General features: G+C 62.8%; 11 protein-coding genes. 7 read left to right on the plus strand and 4 right to left on the minus strand.

Going from position 1 to position 16,847, the window contains the following annotated elements:
- The first annotated feature begins 99 nt into the window (after positions 1 to 99).
- The 3 genes from U9J33_RS24075 to U9J33_RS24085 are packed head-to-tail and all read left to right on the plus strand — an operon-like array spanning position 100 to position 5,686.
- Complete coding sequence (locus tag U9J33_RS24075) at positions 100 to 1,515, plus strand: TolC family protein (protein WP_324699434.1); 1,416 nt, start codon at positions 100 to 102, stop codon at positions 1,513 to 1,515.
- Entirely contained in the window at positions 1,512 to 2,597 is a 1,086-nt protein-coding gene (locus U9J33_RS24080) for an efflux RND transporter periplasmic adaptor subunit (protein ID WP_324699435.1), read from the plus strand. The genes U9J33_RS24075 and U9J33_RS24080 overlap by 4 nt, the downstream gene beginning before the upstream one ends.
- Positions 2,594 to 5,686, plus strand: a complete 3,093-nt coding sequence (locus U9J33_RS24085) for an efflux RND transporter permease subunit (RefSeq protein ID WP_324699436.1) — start codon at positions 2,594 to 2,596, stop codon at positions 5,684 to 5,686. Before U9J33_RS24080 ends, U9J33_RS24085 begins: the two co-directional genes overlap by 4 nt.
- A gap of 65 nt (positions 5,687 to 5,751) precedes the next feature.
- Here the strand turns inward: U9J33_RS24085 and U9J33_RS24090 are convergent, their stop codons facing one another.
- Both U9J33_RS24090 and U9J33_RS24095 read right to left on the minus strand, forming a co-directional pair.
- Positions 5,752 to 6,414, minus strand: coding sequence for a nitroreductase (locus tag U9J33_RS24090; RefSeq protein ID WP_324699437.1), 663 nt, complete (start codon positions 6,412 to 6,414; stop codon positions 5,752 to 5,754).
- 20 nt (positions 6,415 to 6,434) lie between these two features.
- Complete coding sequence (locus U9J33_RS24095) at positions 6,435 to 8,111, minus strand: AMP-binding protein (protein WP_324699438.1); 1,677 nt, start codon at positions 8,109 to 8,111, stop codon at positions 6,435 to 6,437.
- 248 nt (positions 8,112 to 8,359) lie between these two features.
- On the opposite strand from U9J33_RS24095, the gene U9J33_RS24100 reads away from it, so the two are divergent.
- Genes U9J33_RS24100 through U9J33_RS24115 form a run of 4 tightly spaced genes read left to right on the plus strand, consistent with a single transcriptional unit; the run spans position 8,360 to position 15,590 of the window.
- Positions 8,360 to 9,841, plus strand: a complete 1,482-nt coding sequence (locus U9J33_RS24100; RefSeq protein ID WP_324699439.1) for a hypothetical protein — start codon at positions 8,360 to 8,362, stop codon at positions 9,839 to 9,841.
- Between the two features lie 22 nt (positions 9,842 to 9,863).
- Positions 9,864 to 11,522, plus strand: coding sequence for a carboxylesterase/lipase family protein (locus U9J33_RS24105; protein ID WP_324699440.1), 1,659 nt, complete (start codon positions 9,864 to 9,866; stop codon positions 11,520 to 11,522).
- Entirely contained in the window at positions 11,519 to 12,139 is a 621-nt protein-coding gene (locus U9J33_RS24110) for a TetR/AcrR family transcriptional regulator (RefSeq protein WP_420719906.1), read from the plus strand. The genes U9J33_RS24105 and U9J33_RS24110 overlap by 4 nt, the downstream gene beginning before the upstream one ends.
- 25 nt (positions 12,140 to 12,164) lie before the next feature.
- A complete protein-coding gene (locus tag U9J33_RS24115; protein WP_324699442.1) occupies positions 12,165 to 15,590 on the plus strand; it encodes a glycosyl hydrolase in 3,426 nt (1,141 codons plus the stop codon).
- A gap of 18 nt (positions 15,591 to 15,608) precedes the next feature.
- On the opposite strand, the gene U9J33_RS24120 is transcribed toward U9J33_RS24115, so the two are convergent.
- Both U9J33_RS24120 and U9J33_RS24125 read right to left on the minus strand, forming a co-directional pair.
- The gene (locus U9J33_RS24120) at positions 15,609 to 16,274 is read right to left on the minus strand and encodes a carboxymuconolactone decarboxylase family protein (RefSeq protein WP_054435494.1); all 666 of its coding nucleotides are present in this window, start codon (positions 16,272 to 16,274) and stop codon (positions 15,609 to 15,611) included.
- On the minus strand, positions 16,271 to 16,831 hold the full coding sequence (locus U9J33_RS24125) for a nuclear transport factor 2 family protein (RefSeq protein ID WP_054435492.1): 561 nt from the start codon (positions 16,829 to 16,831) through the stop codon (positions 16,271 to 16,273). The genes U9J33_RS24120 and U9J33_RS24125 overlap by 4 nt, the downstream gene beginning before the upstream one ends.
- Positions 16,832 to 16,847 lie beyond the last annotated feature (16 nt).

The raw sequence follows: 16,847 nt of genomic DNA on the forward strand, positions 1-16,847 counted from the left end.
GTATATTTAATCGCCGCTTGGTACCGCCGCATCCGGAAAAACGGGAATCGCGAGCAAGACACGTCCATGGGTCTGAGGTTTGTCGGTATCGGGGCATTCGTGACCGCAGGGGCTGTGCTGTCCGCCTGTGCGCCTTCGGTTCAATTGCAGAGACCCGACCTCGCCGTGCCTGCCGCGTTCGCGGGCGGGGCGACGGCCGCGGCATCGTTGCAGGAATTTCCGCTCGACCGTTGGTGGTCGGCGTTTGCCGATCCGCAGTTGAACGATCTCGTCGAGACGGCTTTGGCCCGCAGCACCACGGCGCGGCTTGCAGCCTCCCGCCTCGCCGAAGCGCGCGCCACCCGGTCCGTCACGCGGGCGGGTACTCTTCCAAGCGGTAATCTCGCGGCCACGGCAACCGAGACGGGAACTCGCAGGCTGTGGGGCCATGGGGTCAATGCAGGCGGGGCCGACACTCTGCAGGCGACATTCTATCCCAGTTGGGAAGTCGATCTCTTCGGCCGCCTTGCCGCCACGCGCGAACAGGCAGACGTTGAGTACGCGTCCTCCAGCCTCGATTTCCATGCGGCCAGACTGGCGCTGGCGGCAGATGTCGCTTCGTCGCTGTTCGATGCGCGAAGTGCGGCGATCGATCTCGCCACTGCGCGTGAGCGGCTCGAAATCGCCGAACGGCTGGCGCAATCCGCCCGTATCGGTCTGGGACGCGGGCTGACCTCGGGGCAGGATGCGGACCGCCTCGAAAGCGATCTGGCTTCAGCACGCGCAGAAGTTCCGCGGCTTGAAGCGGAGCTTCAGGCGGCAAAGCGATCGCTGCTCATCCTCACCGGAACGCCGGACGCCGCCACAGACAGCCTCACGATCGAGGCAAGCCTTGCTGCCCCGCCGGTGCTGCCGGCGACCACGCCGGGGATATTGCTTGCCCGGCGGCCGGATGTCCTTGCTGCAAGTCTTGCGGTGCAATCGGCGGCGCTGGGGGTTCGGATCGACCGGCTCGCGCTGTTCCCGCGCTTCACGATAGACCCGGGCATCGGACTGACGGCAGCGACTGGCGGAGCAGGCGGGGGCACCGGGCTGTGGTCCCTGGCGGCCGGTCTCGCGGTCCCTCTGCTGGATCGCACACGTTTGATGGCGCAATTGCGGGTTACCGAGGCTCGGGGCAATTCCGCCGTCGTCAGCTACGAGCAGACGGTTCAGAACGCCTTCGGCGAGATGGAGAACGCGCTGGTCAGGCTGGCGGCAAATCGCCAGAGGATGGGCGATCTGGAGACTGCGGAACGCCGCTCGCGCTCGGCATATGACAGTGCCGCGCGCGGCTATCGGAACGGCCTCACCGACCTCACGACCCTGTTGCAGAGCGAACAGACCTGGCTCGCAGCGCGCGCAGCGCGCGATGCCGGAAGGCTGGCGCTCCTTACAGGCACGGTCGCTGCCGTCCGCGCGATGGGGGGAGGATGGGAGCCGGTCGCCGACATGCCGGCAGAGGCGCGAAAAATCGAGGCGCAGGGAGCGCAATGATGATGACTTCGAAGATGCCGGTTCTGGTTGCTCTTGCGCCGCTGCTGGCAGCGACGATGCTGGCAGGGTGCAAGGGCGAGGCGCCCACTCGCCAGTCCTTGCCGCCGCAGGTGGTGACCGCTGCAAGTGTATCGATGCGCGAAATGAACGGCGGTCTGTCCGCTTCAGGTCGTCTTGTGCCGCGCGAAGAGACGGCTGTGGCAGCCGATCTCGCCGGATATCGGATTTCAAGGGTCCTGGTCGAGGAAGGCGCGCTGGTTCGGAAGGGACAGACGCTGGCCGTACTGGACGACAGCCTGCTCGTTTCCCAGATCGCACAACTGCGCGCTACGCTCGCTCAGCAGCAGGTTGCCTTCGAGCAGGCAAGGCAGGAAGCTTCACGGGTTGATGGGCTTGAAAATCAGGGCGTATTGTCGAACGAGGCGATAGCGTCGCGGAAGTTCGCGGCACGCAACAGCGGGGCCGCGCGGGCCGCGACGCAGGCACAACTCAATGACCTGCTGGTCCGTCAGGCGCACCTTATCGTCCGGGCGCCATCCGCCGGTCTTGTCCTTGAGCGCACGGCCCGGCCCGGCGACACGTCAAGCTCGGGAACCGCGCTTTTCACAATGGCGCGGGACAACCTGATGGAGCTTTACGCGGAGCTGCCGGAAGCCTCGACAACGGAAATACACGTCGGCGACCCGGCTCGGGTCATCCTTGCCTCCGGCCGAACGCTCCAGGGCACCGTACGCCTGATCGGCGAGCGAGTGGACACGACCACGGGTCTTGTCATAGCCCGTATCGCATTGCCGGTGGACAGCGAACTGCGACAGGGCGGCTTTGCCAAGGCGACGTTCGTGCGGCCGGTCCGCGTGGCCACGCTGCCCGAAAGTGCCGTTCGCTACGATGCCGATGGGGCCAGTGTCATGGTCATCGATGGCAACACGCGGGTTCATCGGCAGGCCGTTCGCACCGGTCGCCACGCCGACGGCCTTGTCGAACTCAGGGAAGGTCCGCCTGAAGGTACGCGGGTGGCGGTAAAGGGCGCTTCCTTCACGCTCGATGGCGATACCGTACGGATTGCAGGAGCGGTTCGATGAACCTTCGCATATCGGCCTGGGCGATCCGCAATCCCATTCCCGTTGCCCTTCTCTTCATTCTCCTGACTATTTCAGGGACGGTCGCTTACCTGCGGATGCCGGTAAAGCAGTTTCCCAACGTCAACCTGCCTATCGTCACGGTTACCGTAACCCAGAGCGGGGCCGCGCCTACCGAAATGGAGAACCAGGTCACCCGCCCGATCGAGAACGCGCTCACCGGTGTTCCCGGCATCAAGAACATCTCCTCTACGGTGACGCTTGGGGCTTCAGTAACCTCACTCGAATTCGAACTCGGCAGCGATCTGCAGAAGGCAACCGACGACGTGCGAACGACCGTGGAGCGTACGCGGGTGGAACTGCCCACCGGCATCGATCCGCCAACGGTTCAGCGCGTCGACCTCGATAGTGCGCCGATCGTCACTTACGCCGTCTCCGCACCTGGGATGAGCGATACCCAACTGGCGTGGTTCATCGATAACGAGGCCACGCGTACGCTGCAGGCCGAAGCGGGTGTCGGGCAGGTTTCGCGCATCGGCGGAGCGGAGCGCGAGATTACCGTGATCCTTGATCCGCAGCGCATGGCGGGCCTCGGCGTAACCAGCGCGCAGGTCAATACTGCGCTCGCCAGCTTTCATACCGATGCACCGGGCGGCCGTTCGGACGTGGGCGGGGTAGAGCAGACCGTTCGGGTGATCGGTTCGGCGCAGGATATCGATCAGATCCGCAATCTCTCCATCCCTGTCCAGGGCCGTTACGTGCGGCTTTCCGACGTTGCGGAAGTGGGCGACGGGCAGGGCGAGGTGCGCGGTTTCGCAAGGCTTGACGGCAGGCCGGTGGTCGCCATCCAGGTCTCCAAGACCAGCGAGGCGAGCGATGTCACGGTGGCGGACGGCGTGGAAAAGGCGGTCGAGCATCTTTCGCAGCTGCATCCTGCCGTCAAATTCGAGAAGATCGTTTCCACCGCAGACCTCACGCGCAGGAGTTTCCACGCGACTTTCGATGTGCTGATCGAAGGCGTCATTCTCGCAATCGTGGTGGTCTACCTGTTCCTGCGCGACTGGCGAGCGACAGCCATCGCAGCGGCGGCCATGCCGCTCTCTCTGGTGCCGACATTCATCTACATGGCGGCGATGGGTTTCAGCCTGAACGGCATCACCCTGCTGGCTCTCACGCTTGTTATCGGCATTCTCGTCGACGATGCGATCGTGGAAATCGAGAATATCGAGAAGCGCATCGAAAAGGGCGAAAGTCCGTATCAGGCCGCATTGGTCGGGGCCGATGCCATCGGACTTGCCGTGATCGCGACGACCGCGACGATCATTGCCGTATTTGCGCCGGTTTCGCTCATGCCCGGCCAGGCGGGGCAGTTCTTCAAGGAATTCGGCCTCACCGTCGCGGCTGCGGTGACGTTCTCTTTGGTTGTCGCCCGTTTGCTGACGCCGCTCATGGCGGCCTATTTCCTCAGGCCGCACCACCTGCGCAATTCCGCCGTGGCCGGAGGCAAGCTGGATCCGCGGCACGAGCGGGCGCTGGCCTGGGCGCTGGCCCGCCCGAAACTGTGCGCCGGCATCGGTGTCGGACTTTTTGTTCTGGCCATTGCTATCGCCGCGACGCTTCAGATCGGTTTTCAGGCAACCCAGAACCGGAACTACGTCTATGTGGCGGTGGAAGGCGCGCCCGGCGCGACGCGTGAGGATATGAACCGTGCGGTCCAGCAAGCGACAACCATCCTCATGGGCGAGCCTGATGTCGAAAACGTGTTCGCCCAGGTCGGTTCGACGGGGGGCAGCCTTGGCGGCGGAGGGGCGGACCTTACCGACGGGACGCTGACAGTGCTCCTGCGCCGCGATCGCTCGGAAACATCCGAGGAATTCCAGGCGCGGATCGGCCCCAAGCTCCGTGTCATTCCCGAGGCGCGATTCCATAATCAGGGTAATTTCGGGCAAGCGGCTGTCTCGGTTGTCATCGCGGGCGCTGACGGAGCGGCGCTCGAGCGCACGCAGTCGCAATTGCTGCGGGAAATGCGCAAGCTTCGTTCTCTTGCCGATCCGCGCCTGAGCCCCTCGGCGCCGGGGCCGGAACTTGTCATCACGCCGCGGCCGGATGAGGCCGCCCGGCTGAATGTCGACACCACGACCCTCGCCAATACCGTGCGCATCGCGACGATCGGCGATATCGACGCATCGGTGGCCAAATTCTCGGAAGGCGAACAGCGGTTGCCGATCCGTGTGCGATTGCCGGAAACGATGCGGGGCAGCCTTTCGGGGATCTCCGAATTGCGGGTTCCTACGAGGGACGGCAATACAGCGCCTCTCTCGGCTGTTGCGGATATCCATTTTCAGGCCGGACCCGGAAAGATCATCCGATACAATCGCGAACGCCGTGTCAGCGTGGAGGCGGATCTTGGCGTTGGCGAAGCGATCGGGTCGGCCATGGGCGACGTTCGCACTTTGCCGACGATGAAGAAGCTGCCCGCCGGCATCCACGAAGCGCATCAAGGCACGACGCAGATCATGGAAGAGATGTTCGTCGGCTTCATCCTGGCGCTGTTTGCCGGGGTGGGCCTGACTTATACCGTGCTGGTCCTGCTGTTCCGCGGGTTCTTCAAGCCGGCGGTCATCATGGGGGCTCTTCCACTCAGCCTGCTCGGTGCCTTTGCGGCCCTGCGCCTGCTGGGCTTCGCAATAGACATGCCGGTCCTCATCGGTCTGCTGATGCTGATGGGACTGTGCGCAAAGAATTCGATCCTGCTCGTGGAGTTCGCGATAGAGGCCGAACGGGACGGAAAACCGATGAGGGAGGCCTTGATCGAGGCCTGCGCGCAAAGAACCCGGCCCATCATCATGACTTCGATTGCGATGATCGCGGGAATGTTGCCGACGGCGTTTGCCATCAGCGAGGGATCGGAATCCCGCCAGCCGATGGCGATTGCCGTCATTGGCGGCATCCTGAGTTCGACCCTGCTGTCGCTTGTGCTGGTGCCGGTGATCTACGAACTGGTCGATTCATTCGAGCAGCGCCTGCGTCCCTGGCTTGCGAGACTGGTAACCCAGCCCGAGCCGCAGTATATGCGGAAGCCCGCCGCCTAGGCCCTAAACTGAAAACGGAGCCATTTTACCTCGAAGATCGATGGGGCCGGATCTGTCCACGCCGCCTACCGGTGCCAGGTCGTGAACTGGGCTGAGGACAAACGTTCGCTGACAAGGCCGTTCTCGGTCGCGGACCAGTCCGCATGCCCCAGTGCCATGCCTGACAGGATGATATGGTCCTGCGGAATGTTCAATTGGTGGTGGACCACTGCGCCAAAGTCGCACCACGCCTGCTGGGGGCAGGTTTCGAGGCCTCGAGCCCGCGCGGCGATCATGACGTTCTGCATGAACATGCCGCAATCGAGCCACGCGCCGAGGGCCATCTCGCGCTCCATCGTGAAGAAGAGACCTACCGGCGCACCGAAGAACTCGAAATTGCGCAGCATCGCCGCTTCGCGCGCAGGAAGGTCGTCCCGCGCGATCCCGTACTTTTCGTAGAGCGCATATCCGATCGCCCTGCGGCGCGACATATAGGGTTCTTTCATCGCGGGCGGCAGGTAGTTGTATTCGAGGCTTCGCTCACCGCTCTTCGCCGCGTGAATGACCGCCTCGCTCAGCTTTCTCAGCGCCGCGCCGGTCGTCACGTGGACGAGCCACGGCTGAATGTTCGTGCCGGATGGCGCTCTTGCGGCGATGTCCAGGATTTCCCGGATCGTGTCTTCCGCCACCGGATTTGGCAGGAACCGGCGAATCGAGCGACGGCCGCTTATGGCTTCGATGGCATCCATGCCGCTGTCCGGTAGCGCAATCACGCCCGAACGCCCAATTCTTCCAGTCTGCGCTGCTTGAGCATGAATCTCTGGATCTTGCCGCTGGGCGTCCGGGGCAGGTCATCGATGAAATGGATCGCGCGCGGGTATGCGTGGGCGGCATAGTGCGTCTTGACCCATCGTTGTATTTCCGTCGCCAATTCCGGGGAGGAGACTGTGCCGTCCTTGACGACGACATAGGCCTCGATGACTTCGCCCCTGACTTCGTCGGGAACGGCGATGACAGCGGCCTCTGCGACGGCGGGGTGCGTCGACATGCTCGCTTCGACCTCGAATGGCCCGATGCGATAGCCTGCCATGATGATGACGTCATCCTCGCGCGCTGAAAAGCGGAAATATCCGTCCTCATCGACGAGACCGTTGTCACCGGTCAGGTAGTATTCCCCGTTAGCGGTGAATTTTCCGGCTGTTTTCGCGGAATCGCCGTCATAACCGGTGAACCACATCAGCGGGCTTTCGCTGACCTTCATTGCCACGCGACCTGCCTGACCCGGCGCGAGTTCCACATCCTTTTCCGGATCGAGGATGACGGCCTTCCAGCCGGGCATCGCATGTCCCATCGAACCGGGCCTTACGTCATGATGAAGCATGGGATGGTGGTGATTGTTGATGAGCATTCCGGCTTCGGTCTGTCCGTAATGGTCGTGTACCGTCACGCCCAGCACGCTTCTGGCCCAGAGATTGACCTCCGGGGTAAGCGGTTCTCCGGCGCTGGAAGCGCAGCGCAGCCGAAGCGGTTCGCTCACGACAAGATCGGCGGAGCGAAGTGCCCGGTAGACGGTGGGGGCTGCCGCGAAATTCGTTACCTGTTCGCGAAACAGGATATCCATCGTGATCTCCGGTGCAAAGCCACCTTGGAGGAGGATGCTGCGGGTTCCCGTGGAAAATGTCGCGAGGATGCCGAAGTAGAGCCCATAGGCCCATCCCGGGTCGGCCGCGCACCAGAACACATCGTCGCTTCGGAGCCCCAGGCCGAACTCCGCATAGGTACGAAATGCCGCAAGAGCTCTCAGCGGCACGACCACACCCTTGGGATCTCCGGTGGTTCCGGAGGTGTAGATCTGGATGAGCGGTGCATCCGGGCCGAGTGTTGCGGCCGGAAAGCCGGGTTCGTGTTGCTCCGTTATGCCGGCGAAGCTGTAGCCCTCCTGACCGGGCTGGCCAGTACTGATGACGAGAAGCGACGAGGGCATGGCGACATCGCCCTCAGCCGAAAGTTTCGCCCGCTGACCTTCATCGCAGACGATCGCGCGGGCCCTGCTTCCGTTCAGACGCATGGCGATCGCCGATGGCGCGAAGGCCGTGAACAGGGGAACGTGAACCGCACCCAGCCGCCATATTCCAAGCAAAGTGACCAGGTATTCGCGGCTCTTGCCCATCAGCGTGGCGATCCGGTCTCCGGGACGGAGGCCGAGCTCGAAAAGAGCGGCAGCAAACCTTTCGGATTCCCGCCGCAATTCGCCGTAAGTGATGTCTTCGGCGCTCAGGTCGGGAGAAATTACCCGATATGCGACAGCGCTTTTACCCCATTGGTCGCAAAGCAGCCATGCCGCACTGACGTCCCTGCTGTCGTAGATGGCGCGAAGCTCGGCTACGCGATCATGAGCGGCAACATGGCCGGCCTCGATCGCCGAATTGTCGTTGACTGACTGCATTTGTCCGCTCCTTGATCGCCGGCGCTGAGTGCGGGTTGAGGTGGAACTGCGCCTTCGGAACCGCGCTCTAATTTTATGCCTACCGAACGATCGGTAATAATCAAGGTCGGGCTTGCCAAGGCGACAAATAATACTAAACATTCAGTAGATAATGCGCGGAAAGCGGCCCACGTCATAAGATATGGGTCCAGAGATGCGCGTCCAAGCGGCTTGCGCCGCCGGATGAGGAGACGGGGGACATGCCGAAAATGAAATTCAGGGCACATACGACCGGCAGGGCGCTTGGTCTTCTCCTGCTCGCCGGCTGCGGGGCTGTTTCGTGGCAGGCGGTTGAGGCGGCTTCGACTGTGGACCGTCCGGAACCGGGCAAGCAGGGCGAGACCATGGAGGCCGAGGCGGGCAAGGTGCTGGCCGTGCCATACTCGAAAGGCGTCGATGTCGTCGGGCATTCCGACATTGGAGGGAGAACGGGCAACCTGGCCATGGCGTGGTCCGGTTCGTGCGCCTACGTCGCCTCGGGCATGACGATCAAGCCCGATGGGCAACTGCTCAAGCTTCCCGTCGGTGCGACATCGGGGGTCGCCGTGATCGACGTAAGCAAACCCACCGCTCCCAAGACGGTCCGCTATCTGCAGGACAAGGGCGCCATTTACGCGACCGAAACCCTGAATGCCCTGACGACAAAGGACAAGGCCATCCTGGCTGCCAGCACTTATGGCGGCGTTGCCGGAATGGGGGAGCAGGAGGAGGGGTGGCTGTCGGTCTATGATGTTCATGCCTGTGCGGACCCCAAGCTCAAATCGGAAGTGAAGTGGCCTGAGGCTGTACATACGATCACGATTTCGCCGGACGGACGGTTCATATACGGAACCGTTCTCAATCCCTTCACGGGGGCTGGCGGCATCCAGATCATGGATATTTCCGATCTCGCCAGGCCCAGGTTCGTCGGCAAGTTCGAGGCGACGCGTCCCGATGGCACCAGCTTCCAGTTCGCGCCGCACGAGCTTGTGTTCAGCCCCGATGGTTCGCGCATCTATGTCGGTGTCACGACCTCGCAGGGGGCGGATGCGGAACACGAGTTTCGCAGTTCCAAGCCCGGCCTCCCTTCGCCCGCAGCGGTGGGCCAAGATGCCGGAGGCTTGTTCATTTTCGACAATAGCGACTTTGCGCAAGGCAAGCCCGATCCCAGGCTCCGGCTGGCCGGCGCGGCCCCGCATGCCGGGTGGCATTCCCCTGTTCGTGCCCGTATCGCGGGCGTTTCCTATATCGTGAATGCCGGCGAACTCGGCGCCTGTCCTGGGGCATGGCCGCGCATCACGTCCATCGCGGATGACAGGAATCCGAAAATCGTAGGCGAATTCCGGCTTGCGATGAACCGTCAGGAGAACTGCCCGTCGCCCAACCCCATAGAGAAGGCCACCGGGGGGATCGTGGGCCGGGCCGGGACGGCGTCCACGCACTTCCAGGATGTGGATGACGCTGACAATACGACTCTGGGCCTGTTCCCGTTCATGTATGCCGGACTTCGCATCGCCGATTTGCGCAATCCCGCCGACCCTCGCGAGATCGCCTATTTCAAGCCCGGCGATCCCTGCATGTCGCATGTCCATTATGTGAAGGATAGCGGGCAGATCTGGTTCGCCTGCAACGCAAGCGGCTTCTACGTGATCGCACTCAGGCCGGAGCTGCGCAAATCGCTGGGGCTGTCGATGCCGCGCCGCGCGCGATGATCGGGAAGGGATGTATGCCGGCATGGACCAAGATATCTGGGATCGACGCGGAGTGCTGGGTGCTGCTTTTGCCGGCGCGGTGGGATTGACCTTGCCGGGCATGGCAGGTGCCGGTGAACAGGCTCCGACTGGTGCGGTCGAGACAACCTCGGGAAAGGTGCGGGGAACGCGCGCAGGCGGTGTATCCCGTTTCCTGGGGATTCCTTATGGAAGCGACACCGGATTGCGGAGATTCCAGCCCGCGACCGCTCCCGCGCCCTGGACCGGCGTGCGTGATTGCAATGCCCTGGGCCACAAGGCGCCCCAGGGCGTGATCACTCTGCCGGGGATCATGGGCAAGGTCGATCCCCGCGCCAGAGGCCTATCGGTGGTGATGGCAGTCGCCAATCTGACCAATGCCCAGCTTGCGGAGAGCGAGGACTGCCTTGTCCTCAACGTCATCACGCCGGACGCCTCTTCCGCGAGAAAGCGCCCGGTGATGGTCTGGCTCCATGGCGGCGCCTTCGCGATGGGGTCCGGGCTGGACCCGATGACAGATGGCAGCGAGCTTGCCCGGCGTGGCGATGTCGTGTTCGTCTCGCTCAATCATCGCCTCAATGCCATGGGCTTTCTCTATCTCGGCGGGTTGCACGAGGATTTCGCAGACAGCGGCAATGTCGGGATGCTCGACATTGTGCTCGCGCTGGAATGGGTGCGGGACAATATCGCATCGTTCGGCGGTGATCCGGAGAACGTCACCATCTTCGGGCAAAGCGGTGGCGGGGCCAAGGTTTCCACCTTGCTGGGTATGGGCCCGGCGAGCGGACTGTTCCACAAGGCGGTTGCGATGAGCGGCCCGATCGTCTCGCTCGTCACCAAGGCCGATGCCGAGGAAATCGCCGGACAGACTATCGCTCGCCTCGGCATTTCGAGGGCCGATGTTCACGCACTGCAAAAGGTGGACCGCCAGAAGGTGATCGCGGCGGCTTCTGCGGTCCGCCTGCCATCAGCCGGGACAGGGCTTGCGGCGGGAACGCTTGCGCCGATGGTCGATGGCCGCTCCATCCTTGCCGATCCGTTCGACCCTGCAGCTACCGATATCTCCAGGAACGTGCCGCTCATGCTGGGTTCGGCGAAGGATGAGGCCACGCTCTTCATGGCCAGCGATCCCGAACTTGGCGCAATGAGCGAAGACCATGCCCGGGCGCGCTTTGCGGCGGTTCTCGGTGATCGCGGAGCGGCATCGTTCGATGTCTATCGCGCCGCCTATCCCAAGGACGATCCGAGCTACCTGGTGACATCGATGATGACGGACAGACTGTTCCGTTCGGATTCTATCGTAATGGCGGATCGCAAATCGGCGCAAAATGCGGCGCCGGTTTACCTCTACCGGATCGACTACGAACCCCGTGTGGTCGATCGCCTGCTGCGCAGTCCCCACGGTACCGAAGTCCCGCTCGTATTCGGAACCAAGGTTCCGGTCGGTTTCATCGGCGAGGGGGCCGAAGTCGATGCGCTTTGCGATGTGATGATGACGGCATGGCTCGATTTTGCGAAAACCGGAAAGCCTTCCGGCAGGCACCTTGACTGGCCGCGCTACAACGCCCGCTCACGCCCGAACATGATCTTCGATGCCGTGCCGCATCTGGTGAACGATCCCGACCCGGTCGCGCGCAGCCCGGTTGCGAGAGGCCGTGCATGACAAAGCGGAAAGGTCGCGCAAATCCTCAGGAGCGGCGATCCTCCATCATCGAGAACGCCATCGGAATGTTTGCTGAGCTTGGATTTCATGGCCTGACGGTCCACGGCCTTGCCGATCGCTGCGGGATGTCCGGTGCGGGCCTTCTCTATTACTTCAAGTCCAAGGAAGACCTTCTTCTCGCGGTTCTGGAGACGATCGAGACGCGCGAAAGTGCGGCGGTCATGCCTTTGATCGAGGCGGTGGAACAGGCGCAGGGAGAGCCGGCACTGGCCTGGCAATCGATCGTCGAACTGATGCGGCAGATGTTTCGCCGTTCGGTGGCGGATCCTGTCATCACGCGTTTCGTGCTGCTCCTGCAGGCGGAATCGCTGGAAGTTGGGCATGTGGCGCATGACTGGTTTCGCAATCGCGAGCAATTGGCGCTTGAACTCCTGACGCAATTGCTCACCCCCTATATCGGCGAACCCGTGTCCAACAGCCGGCACATCATGGCTTTGATGCAGGGGCTTGCCCAGCAATGGCTCCGCCAGGCGCGCGGGTTCGACGTTGCTGCCGAGTGGGACAAGGCGCTCGAACCCGTACTGTCCCGCGGCAGGCTTGCCGGCGGGATGTCCTAGGAACAACGAAACCGGCAACGCGGCAGTGCCGGATCGGGAGAGTGGCGTGCGCACGTTTTTAGCGCTTCTTGTCTGTTCGGGTACCTTGGCCCTCCCGGCTTTGGCTCGTGCTGAGCCGGAGCCGGGAGGGCCAATCCCGCAGATCGTCGAGAGCGACGATGCACTCTTGCGCGGGTTCCTCGACCCGCCGATGGAATCCCGGCCTCGAACCTGGTGGCATTGGATGAACGGGAATGTCACCACGGCCGGCATTCACAAGGATCTCGAATGGATGAAGCGCATCGGCCTTGGCGGTGTCCAGGCATTCGATATCGACTACTTCGCGACGCCCGTCATCGTTGACAAACGCCTCGCCTACATGTCGCCGGAATGGAAGGATGCATTCCGATATGCGGCGGGCGATGCGGATCGTCTCGGCCTTGAACTGACGATCGCGAGTTCTCCTGGATGGAGCGTGACCGGCGGACCCTGGGTGGCTCCCCGCGATGGCATGAAGAAACTTGTCTGGAGCGAGACGACCCTGAGCGGAAGGCGACGGTTCCGGGGGAAAATCGCTCTTCCGCCATCTTTCACCGGTCCGTTTCAGGATATCGTTCTTCATGAACCGAGTGCCAGCACCGCGCAGCGCCTCCATCCGCAATTCTATGCGGATGTCGCGACATTGGCGGTGCGCGAGCGGGAAGATCCGCCGCTACCCTTGCCGGTGATTACCGAAGCGAATGGGAAGGCGCTGGACGCCGGGCTGCTGACGGACGGCAAGTTCGAACAGGCACTCGACATAACGCGTGACCCGCAGGCAGGCGCGGCCATGGTCGTTATCACCTACCCGGTGCCTGTCACGATCCGGTCGGCGACGGTGTTCGTGCCGGGAAGCGCCGACATGTTTTCAGGCCCGACAATGAAGGTCAGTCTGGAAGTCGGTCATGGAGGTGCCGACTGGCGACACATTGCCGAGATCGTACCGAGCCTTGCACCTTCCACTGTCAGTTTCGATGCCGTTACCGCAGAACGCTTCCGCCTGACGATCAGGCCCGCCGGGCCCCTGAATCCCTACGACGCCGATGCGGCGCCCGGATACCTCGGCTATCGGCCGACTTCGGCTGGCGCGGCGAGCGCGGTGAAGCTGGCGGAACTGCATTTATCGCCGCAAGAGCGCGTGAACCAGTTCGAAATCAAGGCCGGTTTCGGAATGGCCCGCGATTATCACGCTCTTGGCACAAGTGGAGGATCGGGCACGCAAGATACTTCCGGTAGCCAGGTGATCGACCTTACCTCGCGCCTGAAGGCAGATGGTACCCTCGACTGGACGCCGCCGGCCGGGACGTGGAAAGTCCTGCGCATGGGATACTCCCTGACCGGGCGAACGAACGGTCCTGCATCGGTCGAGGCGACGGGGCTGGAGGTCGACAAGCTCGATGCGGAGGCCGTAAGCCGATATCTCAATACTTATCTGGACACGTACAGTTCGGCGGTTGGCGGCGAGCTCATGGGCAATCGGGGCGTCCGAGCGCTACTCACCGACAGCACCGAAGTGGGCGCCTTCAATTACACACCGGGCCTCTTCGACGCGTTCCGGAAGGCGCGGGGCTACGATCCGCGGGCATGGCTACCGGCGTTGACGGGCGTGGTCGTCGGTTCGCGGGCCGGCAGCGAGGCGTTTCTCTCAGACTGGCGCAAGACAATCGCCGAACTGCACGCGTCCAATCACTATGGGACGATTGCGAGGGTCGCGCATGAACGCGGGCTCAAGGTCTACGGCGAATCTCTGGAAGGTTGGCGCGTTTCACTCGGCGACGACATCGCGATGCGCCAATACGCCGATGTGCCGATGGTCGCCATGTGGACCTACCGGCGCGATCTTGGTCCGCGCCCCAATCTTCTGGCGGATTTGCGCGGAGCGGCGTCGACCGCCCACATCTACGGACGGCGCTTTGCCGCAGCCGAATCCTTCACGTCCACACGCTACCCCTGGGCACATGCACCCTCCGACCTGCGGCGCGTCATCGATCTGGAGTTTGCCAGCGGCATTAACCTGCCCGTGATACACACATCGGTGCACCAACCGCTGGACGATCGGCAGCCCGGTCTCTCGATGCGGCATATCGGCCAGTTCTTCACCCGACACGAAACCTGGGCGGAAATGGCGCGTCCATGGATTGACTACATCGCGCGCAGTTCGTTCCTGCTGCAACAGGGGCGCTATGCCGCTGACGTCGCTTACTTCTATGGGGAAGAAGCTCCGGTAGGGCCGCAGGCGCAGGATGGCTACTTCACGGACACGCCGGCGCACTTCGGTTACGACTTTGTCAATGCGGATGCGGTGCTGTCCCTGCTGAAGGTGGAGGACGGCAGCCTCGTGGCTCCGGGCGGGATGCGTTACCGTGTACTCTACCTGGGCGGCAACAGCACCCGGATGACGTTGCCCATTCTGCGGCGGATTGCAAGGCTGGCGGAAGACGGGGCTGCGGTGGTCGGACTGCCGCCAGAAGCATCGCCGGGGCTGGGAGAAGACCCGCAGGAATTTGCTGTACTCGTCGCCAAATTATGGCCCGGCTCGCTGGTGACCGAAGTCGGCAAGGGCAAGATCGTCGCCAGCCGCGATGTCGAGGAGGCGCTCGCCAGCCTCGATGTCTTGCCGGATTTCGAGGCCGCCTCGGGCGATGACCTCCTGTTCCTCCACCGCATTCTCGCAGATGGCGATGCGTACTTCGTGTCCAATCGAAAGGCGGCTGCGATGCGAACGGAGGCGGCCTTTCGGGTGGTGGGAAAAATCCCGGAAATCTGGCGCGCCGATACCGGCACGGTCTCGGCGGCCAGCTATCGGATCGACGGTGGGCGCACTTTCGTCACCCTGCCTTTCGAAAGCGAGGAGTCCTACTTCGTCGTGTTCAGAAAGCCGTCTGCCGGCCAACGACGCGCCGAGCCCGGCACGCGTTTCGACGCATTACGGGATTTGTCGAATGACTGGTCTGTCACGTTCCAGCAGGGCAGGGGCGCTCCTGCCGCAATCACCATGCCGCAGCTGCGTCCCCTCAATGAGGTGGCGGATGCGGGTGTTCGGTACTTTTCCGGCATCGCAACTTATTCACGGAGTTTCAAGCTAGATACCCGCATTGCGAAATCCGGAGCGCTCTGGCTCGACCTTGGAGCAGTGGGCGATCTTGCCGAGGTGCGAGTGAACGGCAAGTCTGTCGGCACCTTGTGGCACGCACCCTATCGCATCGACATAGGCCGGCAGGTCCGCTCCGGGCGCAATACGGTAGAGGTGCGGATCGCCGATCTCTGGATGAATCGGCTGATCGGAGATGCCCAGAAGGGCGCTGGCAAGATCGCCTACACGATCATGCCAACATACCGGGCCGATGCGCCGCTGCGTCCTTCGGGGCTGATCGGTCCCGTCCGGCTGATGGAGCAGGTTACCGTGACTGGAGGAGAAGCCGGAAACCCCTGAGAAGGCAGGCCGCGGCGATCAGCGGGCGGCCAGTCCGGGGTTGCCGGCTTCCAGCGGCAGTCGCAGCGCGTTCTGGAAGTAGGCGACCAGCGTGAATTGGCCGATCAGAACGATCAGTTCGAAAATCTGCTCGGTGTCCAGCGTGCGCGACAGCACGTCCCATGTCTCGTCATCGACCGAGGCGCGGGCTTGCAATTGCTCCGCACATCGCAGAACCGCGCGTTCGTGTTCGGACCAGAGCGGCGATGCCGATCCTTCGGCGGTGATCCGCTCGATCTCGTCGGTGGTGATGCCCAGGGCCTTTGACTGATGGACGTGTTCGCCGAATTCGTAGGGTGCCTGAAGCAGCCATCCCGTTCGCAGGATGGCCAGCTTCTGGTCGCGCCGGGCAAGTCGGCTCGCGGGCCCCATGACGGTCATGGACAGTCCCATGATCCGCTCCCACAAGGTGCCGAACGGCAGCATCGTCACCATGATCTGGGGAACCTGCTCGATCGACAGGGACGACACGTTCCCAAATAGAGAGGCGCGCAGCCGGTCGGTAGCTTCCAGGATCTCGTCCGCACGCGCCAGGCGATCCACTGTCTCGACCCGTGGCGGTTTGCCGAGAATCTCGGCTTCCCTCAGGCGGATGCGTTCAAGTGTTTGCGGGGCCAGAGGCGCAGGGGTGGGGCAATCGCTCACCAGCGAACTCCTTCCTCGCGGGACTTCCATGTGTAGGGGCGCTCATAAGAAGGGTCATCCGTGCTCCACAGGCCCTTGAGGAAACCCTGGACGTTCTTTGAATGGATCCAGGTGCCGTCGCAGTCGGCCGTGGCCTCGATCGTGCAGCGACGCACGACGATGCGCCATTCGCCGTTCCGCTTTTCCAGTCGATCGAGATAGCGACCGATGGCAATGGTCGTGCTTTTGCCGTCGAGCCAGTAGAGGCCGCCGATCACGTAACTTTCGCAATGCGCCACGTCACCTTCCAGCTCGCAGATGTGGTTGGTGATGTTGTGGCTGGTCATGTTGAAGTTCGTGTAGTGGCCCTTGTTGGCCTTTTCCGGATAATCCGGTGCGAACGTGACGCTGGGCCCATGCTCGTCGACGCCGTCCTCCCACCAGCAACCCGTAATCTGATCGACATCCTGACGATCGCGCGCCCTGCTCTCGCGCTGGATGCAGTCGAGAATGTCCTGCCGATCCTTGAGATAGGTGACTGTTGCTTTCAGATCCGCGAGTTCCTGTTCCAGGCTCATGTCGTGCTCTCCCAAT

The sequence above is a fragment of the Novosphingobium sp. RL4 genome (assembly GCF_035658495.1).
Lineage (GTDB): Bacteria > Pseudomonadota > Alphaproteobacteria > Sphingomonadales > Sphingomonadaceae > Novosphingobium.

Excerpts from the sequence above, each read along its gene's own strand:
- U9J33_RS24110 (WP_420719906.1), top strand. The coding sequence starts at position 11,519 with ATGACAAAGCGGAAAGGTCGCGCAAATCCTCAGGAGCGGCGATCCTCC.
- U9J33_RS24095 (WP_324699438.1), bottom strand. The coding sequence starts at position 8,111 with ATGCAGTCAGTCAACGACAATTCGGCGATCGAGGCCGGCCATGTTGCC.
- U9J33_RS24100 (WP_324699439.1), top strand. The coding sequence starts at position 8,360 with ATGAAATTCAGGGCACATACGACCGGCAGGGCGCTTGGTCTTCTCCTG.
- U9J33_RS24085 (WP_324699436.1), top strand. The coding sequence starts at position 2,594 with ATGAACCTTCGCATATCGGCCTGGGCGATCCGCAATCCCATTCCCGTT.
- U9J33_RS24080 (WP_324699435.1), top strand. The coding sequence starts at position 1,512 with ATGATGATGACTTCGAAGATGCCGGTTCTGGTTGCTCTTGCGCCGCTG.
- U9J33_RS24105 (WP_324699440.1), top strand. The coding sequence starts at position 9,864 with ATGGACCAAGATATCTGGGATCGACGCGGAGTGCTGGGTGCTGCTTTT.
- U9J33_RS24090 (WP_324699437.1), bottom strand. The coding sequence starts at position 6,414 with ATGGATGCCATCGAAGCCATAAGCGGCCGTCGCTCGATTCGCCGGTTC.
- U9J33_RS24125 (WP_054435492.1), bottom strand. The coding sequence starts at position 16,831 with ATGAGCCTGGAACAGGAACTCGCGGATCTGAAAGCAACAGTCACCTAT.